Annotated in this window: 4 protein-coding genes; all 4 read right to left on the reverse strand. The window is 58.4% G+C overall.

What is annotated here, in order from left to right:
• Window positions 1-422 precede the first annotated feature (422 nt).
• Complete coding sequence (locus QZ170_RS08875) at window positions 423-2,345, reverse strand: SusD/RagB family nutrient-binding outer membrane lipoprotein (RefSeq protein ID WP_297180098.1); 1,923 nt, start codon at window positions 2,343-2,345, stop codon at window positions 423-425.
• 21 nt (window positions 2,346-2,366) lie between these two features.
• Window positions 2,367-5,573 carry a SusC/RagA family TonB-linked outer membrane protein gene (locus tag QZ170_RS08880; protein WP_297180102.1) on the reverse strand — a complete coding sequence of 1,069 codons (3,207 nt, stop codon included), beginning with the start codon at window positions 5,571-5,573 and terminating at the stop codon, window positions 2,367-2,369.
• Window positions 5,574-5,773: 200 nt separating this feature from the next.
• Window positions 5,774-5,908: a hypothetical protein gene (locus QZ170_RS08885; RefSeq protein WP_297180104.1), complete on the reverse strand. Its 135-nt coding sequence runs from the start codon at window positions 5,906-5,908 to the stop codon at window positions 5,774-5,776.
• A gap of 17 nt (window positions 5,909-5,925) precedes the next feature.
• Window positions 5,926-7,095, reverse strand: coding sequence for a hypothetical protein (locus QZ170_RS08890; RefSeq protein ID WP_297180107.1), 1,170 nt, complete (start codon window positions 7,093-7,095; stop codon window positions 5,926-5,928).
• Between the last annotated feature and the right edge of the window lie 488 nt (window positions 7,096-7,583).

Below are 7,583 nucleotides of genomic sequence, written 5' to 3' on the forward strand. Positions count from 1 at the left end.
CTAGGGCGCTGGGCTAGGTGGGCACTAGGTGGCGATAGGGCTGGATAGGTGCTGGTAGGTGCTGGCACCCTAGGCTATGGTGGGGGCGCTGGCGGGGGGATAGGGCTATTAGACCTATTAGACCTATTAGACCTATTGGACTTATCAGACCTACTATACTAGACCTATCAGACCTACTACACCAGCACTACCCAGCACCTGCACTACCTAGCACCAGCACTACCCAGCACCAGCACACTAGCACCAGCCAGCACCCGCACCAGCCCTAGCACCCGTACTACCCTACCCAGCACACTAGCACTACCCAGCACCCAGCCCTAGCACCCGTACTACCCTACCCAGCACTAGCCAGCACACCAGCCCTAGCACTACCCCAGCATCCAGCACCTACCTACCCACCAGCTCGCCCTTAGGCGAGATGACTACTGCTTTTTCTTGGCCCAATAGAGGGGGGTGAAGACCCCATCAGGGCCACCTAGAGCCTGGAGGGCGGAGGCATGCCCGGGCTTGTTGGTGCTGGAGATGTTGGTGGGCAGTGGGAGACGCTGTGGGTAGTAGTCGATAGAGGCCGTCTCGTAGCCTGCCTTCGTCAGGTGGAGCATGTTGTCTAGGGGCTTCTCTACCGCCGGCGTCTCGAAGAAGGGCAGCCCGAGCCTGCGGTGGTCACTCCACGACTCTAGGGGTAGCCAAGGCACGTTGGCGATGAACTTCTGGGTGATGATCTTCGTCAAGTGGTCGTTCATAGCTGCCTTATAGAGACGGCTCTTGACCTCGGGGTAGTGGTAGGTGTACTGCTCTCGCTGCTGGGTGTAGCCATTGACACACTCCATCGTACGTGTGGCGGCGGGCTCGGTGGTGTGATCCCAAGCGACAGAGGTGCCTACACGGTTGTAGTCCTGCGAGGTGAGGTATTCGTCCACGAAGCCTGCGCCATGATAGGCGAAGCTAGCACGGATACCTGCCTCGTAGGCATCCTTGGCACTCATCGATACGCTCCAGCCACGCACGGCTGCCTCGGCCAGCAGGAAGTACGTCTCCCACTCGGGGAAGAAGATACGGACGCTGGTGCTCGCACGGTACTTCTGCGCTAGACGAGGCATGGCGCCTATCTGTGCTACATCGTTGATCCCGCTTAGCTCACCCCACGCTCCCGACACCCAGGCATTCCAGGTAAAGCGCGTATCGAGCTCGACGAGCGTCTCCTTCGGGTTATCGACCTTGGAGAGCTTGTACTTGGTCTGCTTCACTCGGTGCGTTGCCCATGAGGGGTAGAAGCAGAATTCGCTATTGAGCGTGTCGCCGGTGACGATGAAGGTCTTGTAGGCACGAGGATCTATCTTGCCCGGGAGCCCATCGAAGTAGAAGCCTCGCATCGGGTCGGTCGTCGTCAGCGGGAAGTGCTTGTCGTAGCGTACCCCCAGATAGTTCTCTGCCCGGAGGTAGGGCTGATAGCGAGCATCGGTCAGCTGGCGAGCGGAGGTGATGCCCCCGAGGCCGACGACGAGGTTGTTGTAGGTAGCGGAGAGGTTCTGTGCATTCCACTCTCGGCTCATCACACCCGATAGGTCGTGCCAGCCCGTCTGCTCAGCTACCTGCAGGCGATCTTCGGCTCTGAGGATACCTCCCTCAGCGGCGGCCTGCTCGAAGTGTGTGCGTGCCGTCGTGGGGTCTACCTCGGAGAGGCGCATCGAGAGACGCATCCGCAGTGAGTTGGCATAGCGACGCCACTTGCTGGCATTGAAGCCATAGGCATGGTCGAGCTTCGTGACTGCCTGCTCGGTAGGCGTCGGGGAGGTCTTGAGGGTCTCGGCGGCCTCCTGGAGCTCCTTGAGGATGAAGGTATAGACAGCCTGAGTGCTCGCGTAGGTAGGGTTCTGCCCGGTGTAGCCCTCTAGGGCGGCTACCCCGAATAGGTCACAGATCTCCGAGAGCATATAGGCTCGCCATACCCGAGCTACAGCCAGCAGGGTGGGCTCGTAGGCCTTGGCAGAGCCCGAGCGGATCTTCTCCTCGGAGATAGCGATGGCCTGATAGAGGGGCTTGAGGCTCTCGGTGGTCATACGGCTGTAGTAGTCGCCACTCCAGCTGTCGTCTACACCGCCTAGGCTCAGTGAGCCCTCACGCTGCTGGTGGCTAGCATTCTTCCAGTAGCGGACGAAGGCACGCTCGGCGATGTGGGGATCCTGCTGGGCGGTCATCATAGCACGGTTGATGAGGTACTCGCTGAGCACCTGATCCCGATGGGCGGCTAGGGGGTCTCTATTGACCTCGTCGAAGTCTCGGCAGGATGTGAAGGGCAGCACACTGAGCACGAGGGCGGAGAGGGTGATGAATATCTTGTTCATGATCGGTAGCGATGTAGGGGGCTAGAAGCCGAGTGTGACATTGAAGTGCAGCGAGCGAGTCGTAGGAGAGGAGGAGAACTCGAAGCCCGTGGCATTCGTCCCCGTGGCGAAGACGCTCTCGGGGTCTACGCCGTTCATGTAGCTACGGATCATCCAGACGTTGTTGCACGAGATACCGACCTTGGCTCGGCGTATAGGAGTGCGACGTAGTAGGCTCGTGGGTAGGGTGTAGCTGAGCGCGATATTGCGAAGGCGTACGCTCGTAGCGTCGAAGATATTCGCTTCGCTGATCCCGAGGTTGGCATTGCCACGATGGGAGATAGCGTTCCAGTAGTCCTGAGGGCTGACCTCCTTGGTGTTCGGCACATAGGTCGTCTTACCTCCGACGATCTGCTCCTGTGCACCATCGACGACGAACTTACGACGGCCATTCTCTGCCGTCGCTGCTGCGGTACCATTATCCCGTAGGCTAAAGTTCGTCCCCGAGAACATCTTACCCCCAATGCGTGCATCGACGAGGAAGCTAAGGTCAAAGCCTCGGTAAGAGAGCGTATTCGTTAGCCCTACGAGTAGGTCGGGCTGCTGGTCACCGAGCTTCTTCGTCTCGCCCGGCAGGGGGAGGCCATCACCATCGGTGAGGATCTTGCCGTAGAGGGGGCTGGCGGGGTCGGTGACACGCTTGTAGGCTGTACCCCAGATCTCGCCGTAGCGTCCGCCTTCACGGGCTAGGATACGGAGGTTCTGATAGGTACCTAGGTCGTACTCGGTGACGGGAGAGTCGGTACCCCCACCGTCGTAGAGCTTGAGGATGCGGTTCTCGTTGTGGGAGAGGTTGAGCTGGGTGCTCCAGTTGAGGCGGTCGGAGCGTAGGATGTCCGCTGTGAGCATGAGCTCGACCCCCTCGTTCTGGATGTTCCCAGCGTTGATCATCTTGGCCTCGTAGCCACTACCAGGGTCCATGGGCAGACGGATGAGCTGGTTGGTCGCATTGGTGCGGTACCAAGCGAAGTCGATGCCGAGGCGACCATCGAAGAGGCGTACCTCAGCTCCTAGCTCGTAGGACTTGATGAGCTCACTACGTACCCGGTCGTTGTAGAGGGTGTTGTCGATATTGGCGACCGTGCCCCCCGTCGGATCCTTGTCGATGCGGTAGGAGCTGTAGAGCTGGTAGGGCTCTAGGTCATTACCCACCTGGGCGATGGAGGCACGTACCTTGGCGAAGGATATCCACTCGGGTAGGCGCACCTGCTGACGCTTCAGGAGGTCAGAGATCACCACCGAGGCACTCAGAGAGGGGTAGAGGAAGGAGCGGTTAGCCCGAGCAAGGGACGAGGACCAGTCGCTACGTAGCGTCCCATCGACGAAGAGGTAGCCGTCCCAGCTGAGCTGGAGGGTACCGTAGAGCGAATTGATCTTCTTGTGGCTGAATAGCTCGGTATTTGTGGGGCGGTCGGTACCGTTGGTGAGGGAGAAGAGGTTAGGTACGATGAGCTCTCCGACCTGTGCGTTCAGGCTATTCATCTTGCGCTCCATGAGGTTCCCCCCGAGGGTAGCGGAGGCGCCTAGCTTGTTCCAGAGATGTTCCTCACGAGCTGAGAGCTGGAAGCTGTAGTTGTTCTCATAGTACTTCACCTGCTCTGTCTCGTACGCTCCCCCACCCTTGGCGATCGGTGAGCCCGAGTAGGTCTTGCGCTCGATACGGGTAGCGTACTGGTCGGAGCCAATACGTAGCTCGGCATCTAGCCAGTCGGTGATCCGATACTTGAGGGCAGCACTGAGGAGGAAGCGGTCACGGGTATCGTTGTTCAGGTTGTACTTGCTCGCCCAGTAGGGGTTGGTCTGGCTCCCATCGCCGTACCAGCGCATCGCCCCTGTGGAGGTGAGGGGATCGGAGAAGTCCCGGATATTCATACTGCGGGGGAGGGAGTAGATGGTGGCGAAGGCATTGGAGGCATTCGACCCATTCATCGGTCTATTCTGCACGAAGGTGCGGATGTACTGTACCTTGGTGTCGGTGCTCCAGCGTTCACTCGGGCCAAACTTCGTCGTGGCCCTCAGGGTGAGGTTCGTACGGCCGAGGGAGGCGCCGGGGATATGGCTCTGATTGTCGGTACGTGTGAGGGAGGTATAGATGCTCGTGCGGTCGTACTGCTGAGAGAAGGCGACGTTCTCCGTCAGGTCGATGCCGGTGCGGAAGTAGGCGGCGACATTGTCGTAGGACTGCATGCGCGCCTTCGTCCCGTCCCACTTCGTGTACTCCTGCCCCTCGATGCGAGGCCCCCAGCTCGTGGTGCTCGTGGCTCGGTAAGCCCCCTCGGTACCCTGACCGAACTCATTCTGTAGGCGGGGCACCATGAAGAGACTCTCGACCCCTACCGAGGAGGAGATCGTCACGCCGAGCCCTTCGCCACGTCGGCCACGCTTGGTCGTGATCTGGATCACACCGTTACCTGCACGTGAGCCGTAGAGGGCGGCGGCACTAGCGCCCTTGAGCACGCTCATGCTCTCGATGTCCTCGGGGTTGATATCTCCGAGTCCATTGCCCATATCGGTACCGGGGTTCCAGAAGTCGTTGTTGCTCTTACCCGTCTTCTTGTCGAGCGAGGCTCCCGTGGTGTTGTCCATCGGTACGCCGTCCACGACGATCAGGGGCTGGTTGCTGCCCGAGAGGGAGCTACTCCCACGCAGGACGATCTTGGAGGAGGAGCCTGGGCCACTGGCTCCCTTGAGGATCTGTATCCCCGAGACCTTGCCCGAGAGGGCGTTGGTGATGTTGGGCTCACGCACGGCCATCAGAGCATCGCCACGTACCTCCTGCATGGCGTATCCGAGTGCCTTACGCTCCCGGCGTATCCCGAGGGCGGTGACGACGACATTGCTGAGGGTCGTCGTGGCCTCCTCCAGGACGATCGTCAGCGGTGTACCCGTCCAGCGGACAGTCTGGCTACGGTAGCCCACACTAGAGAAGACGATCTCGGAGCCCGAGCGGACTCCGCTGAGGGAGAACCGCCCCTCGGCGTCGGTCAGGACACCCTTGCCCTGACCCTTGACGAGGACAGAGACACCTACTAGAGGCTCGCCCTGTGCATCCCGTACGACCCCCGAGAGGGGGCCACTCTGTGTCGCCACGGTCACCGCCGCTCGGGGGGCGTCGGCTGCGCTGGCTCGTCCTAAGGCAAGTAGCGAGACTCCCAGGAGCAGGCTACACGTTGTCTTAATTCGCTTCATATATGATTCATTGATTAGTGAGTAGGTGTACCAAAGGTAGAGATTATTTCCTCCCCACACTCACCCACTCCTCGGGGGGAGCAGGTCAGAGAGGAGGGTGCAGGGAGGGAAAAGCTAATCGGGCGTATGAGGTAGGATAAGCCTCATACGCCCGATCGCTCTGTACTCCCTAGGGGTGGAAGTACACCTCTATACGGTGATTACCAGTCGCTATCCCCCTCGGAGATATCCTCGATGTCACCCGAGTAGGAGAACTGCAGGAGGATGTCGAGCCCGCTCTTGAGCTCGATAGCCGTAGCTTGGGGTGCTTCGTATTCTTTCTTTATCGTGTTCATTGTCGTTCGTCTCGTAGTTATTTAAGCTCAAGAGTGAGGTTACGGAATTTCCCGAAGTTCTTACTATCAGCCTTCTTGCCCATGAGGTTGGTCACGTTGTCTTCTTTCATGCTGTACTTGGAGCCAGCGAAGATGCTGTTGTAATTTGTGCGATAGCCAAAGCGAATCCCACCCTCAGGCTCAGCCTCGGAGAGGAGGTAGAGGGTATAGCAGGGGTCATCTGGGAGCTTAGCTGGGTCACTCGCACTTTTAGGTGCGCTCATCACATACGCATACGCATCCGGGCGGTCTGGGAAGGGATAGAATATGCCTCCAAGACCTGTGCCTTTAGTGAAAGCTGTGCTACTGGATGTCTTGGGGACGAACTTGGGTTCCGAACTCTTGTTTTGTCCGTTCTTGGGCTTCTCGAGATGGAGGCCTGTGGCGGCAAAGCCTGCGATCGTAATGCCATTGAACCTAAAGCCCTTACCTACGGCGCTGTTACGGAAGCGGAGGTTGATGAACTCACCGAAGAGGCGGAACTTACACCGCTTGGTCGTTACACCATTGGATCCTCCTTCCTCCTTTGAGGGACTGATCTGTAACTCATTTCCTTCGCTGACGAAGATGGGATTAAATTCGCGTAAGTCAAGAGTGGAAGTTGTGCGCTGGAGGGTTAGGTTTTGATTACCCCTTCCCTTCACTGTTTGAACACCTACCGAGTATTCAAATTTCGTCCCTTTACTATCAGTATCTCCTAGGACTTTGAAGGTTCCGCCGATGAAGAAACTGACTCGGGTGTAGCCAGTACCTATCATTTGCGAGCCGCTACCGATGCGGTCGGGGTTGCCTATGGATCCTGTGTAGGAGATGCGTCTGCCGTCGATCTTGAAGTCAAGTTCTTTGGCTATTCCCTTCCCATTCACGGGATCATAGAAGTAGGCAATCCCCTTGACTGTCCGAGCCCCAGCCTGGGTCTCGATGCTGATATTGGTAATCCTCCCATTTTCGACGTGTGCCTTGGGGTAAAAGGGGAGCGCCTTCGCCTCTCCCTCGAGGTACGTCTCGTTCTCGCCTTCCATGGTGAACTCAAACGAGTGCTCCCTACTCCCGGGCACTTGCTCGGGGTGGGACGGTTCGCTAGCCTCCTTGGCGCAGGAGGAGAGCAGGGTGATAGCTACAGTTAGTAGCAGTGTGAATCTTTTCATACGTAGTACTTTTAGTCGTTGGACGATTATTTAGCCACACGAGTCTCCTCATTAGGCGACTTCGGTGACTAGGAGTGGGGCGTCAAGCATTGCTCGGTGTGTTGCCCCTGCCACTAGGGCACAAGAGCGTCCCTCCCCACCTAGGGGGCGGATGATACAAAGCGTCTCTATCAAGGGAGATGGGAGCCTCGTGCCTCAGGCTACTCCTCGAGCCCCTCCCTCTAGGTGTGCACTCAGAAGGGGGAAGGGCGGAGGGGCGAACATGGTGTCGTCAGTGTAGTGTGCGGTGTGTAGAACCCAAGTGGCGAGACCGCCACCCAAATTCGGGTACAAAGGTACTAGAAATATCGGTAGGGTGTTCCCCCCCTCACCTCTTGAGCTCCCCGACACCGAAGGTAGTCCCCTCGGCGCCCTTGCCCCCCGATCCCTCTCCCCCGTCGGTTATATATAGGTGTAGATGATGCGAGAGGAGGGTGAAAAAGAGTGTC

Origin of the sequence: uncultured Porphyromonas sp. (assembly GCF_905372525.1) — a bacterium.
Lineage (GTDB): Bacteria > Bacteroidota > Bacteroidia > Bacteroidales > Porphyromonadaceae > Porphyromonas.

Bases quoted from the DNA above. Each gene is read 5' to 3' on its own strand.
- QZ170_RS08875 (WP_297180098.1), bottom strand. From the start codon at position 2,345: ATGAACAAGATATTCATCACCCTCTCCGCCCTCGTGCTCAGTGTGCTG.
- QZ170_RS08880 (WP_297180102.1), bottom strand. From the start codon at position 5,573: ATGAAGCGAATTAAGACAACGTGTAGCCTGCTCCTGGGAGTCTCGCTA.
- QZ170_RS08885 (WP_297180104.1), bottom strand. From the start codon at position 5,908: ATGAACACGATAAAGAAAGAATACGAAGCACCCCAAGCTACGGCTATC.
- QZ170_RS08890 (WP_297180107.1), bottom strand. From the start codon at position 7,095: ATGAAAAGATTCACACTGCTACTAACTGTAGCTATCACCCTGCTCTCC.